We start from the raw sequence: 1,576 nt of genomic DNA on the forward strand, positions 1-1,576 counted from the left end.
AATTATTTGTGGGAATTGATTTCTCAAAAGAAACATTTGACGCAGCTATCCTCAAGGTATCTGAAGAGAGCTCTATTGATCCAAAGATCATTGGTAATGAGCAGTTCAAAAACGATGTGCCGGGTTGTAAGCGATTTGTAAAATGGCTGAATAAGACTTGTGCATTGTCTGGCGACTATTCCTCTGTTCTCGTAGGTGGAGAAGATACAGGTAACTATAGCATCACGCTGCCTAAACAGCTTTATGTGCTGGGGATTGATTGCTCCTTACAAAATGCTTATTCGATCAAATGTGGTAGTGGCAAGATTGTTCGCGACAAGACCGATAAGATAGACGCAGAAAAGATCGCTTACTACTTCTATCGCTTTCGCGATCAGATTAGGCTCTATAAGCCCCTATCTAAGGATATGGAGAGCTTAGAGAGACTTTATTCATACCGATATGGACAGGTGAGAGAAAGAGCGCGATTGAAGTGTCAGATAAAAGAGTATAGGCATCTTCTTAAGTCAGAACCCAATGATGAGACGCTAAAGTTCATGATCCAACGCTTAGAGAAGCAGGAGAGGTTTCTGAAGAAAGAAATCAAAGCTATTGAGGCTAAAATGGTAGAAATCATCAAAGCCAATGAGGAGCTTAATGAGATCCATAAATGCCTACTGAGCATACCAGGTATCGGGAAGATCACAAGCCTTCTTTTGATCGTTGTTACTCGAGGGTTTACAAGGTTCGATAACCCCAAGCAACTTGCCTGCTTTTTAGTTGTCTCTCCACACCCGAATCAATCAGGTACATCCGTCCAAAATGGCAATCATAGGAGTTGGTTTGCCGACCCATATTTTGCAAGCCTCTTACATATGACAGCACTCTCTGCGAGCAGATTCAACTCAAAGTTCATAGACTATATGAAAAGGATGAAGAGCAAAGGAAAGCCACATTTGCTCATCATGAACAACATCAAAAACAAGCTATTGACGGTTGCCTTTACAATCGTCACAAGAAGGACCAAATTCCACTCTGATTATGAGGCAAAACGAGCATAGGTCGAAATAACACTTTTTAACCATATAAATTTGGTGGTGATCATAGATTGCCCCCAGTCGAGGCTCGTAGAGCCGAAGACTGGCGGGTAGAGAGACACCCCATACTCACGACCCTTGTGGTCGCACAAGTTCATACAAGTGCGACCACAAGGGTCGATTGCATATGACGTATCCCTTTCCCGCTGGTCGTTCGGGGGCGTTTGCCCCCTCCGACACAGGGGCTATCTGAGTGGCACCCTCTCGGGTGCTCCTTTTGTGCTTTTTTTACTCCAGCTTGTCCGATAATATCCTCTGATAAGGTTCGCCAAAAGGCTCATTTGTAATCCATTGATATACAATGTGCTATATACCTGCTTTTTTAGTTGCAACAAAGCAAATGCTTAGTTGCATCTCGCCGTTTGCTTAGTTGCATCTCGGCAATTGCTTAGTTGCATCTCAATTTTTGCGCCGCTACCACTTGGTTTTGAAGTGGCAGTTATGCAGGCTTTCTTTTAGGACCTTATCGGACAAGTCGGACAGGTCAGACAGGTCGGACG

Annotated in this window: 1 protein-coding gene; it reads left to right on the forward strand. The window is 43.8% G+C overall.

From position 1 onward, the window contains the following. On the forward strand, positions 1–1,040 hold a 1,040-nt coding region (locus HMPREF3027_RS01465; protein WP_070706445.1), incomplete at its 5' end, for an IS110 family RNA-guided transposase. Positions 1,041–1,576 lie beyond the last annotated feature (536 nt).

This window comes from Porphyromonas sp. HMSC077F02 (assembly GCF_001815465.1).
GTDB lineage: Bacteria > Bacteroidota > Bacteroidia > Bacteroidales > Porphyromonadaceae > Porphyromonas_A > Porphyromonas_A somerae.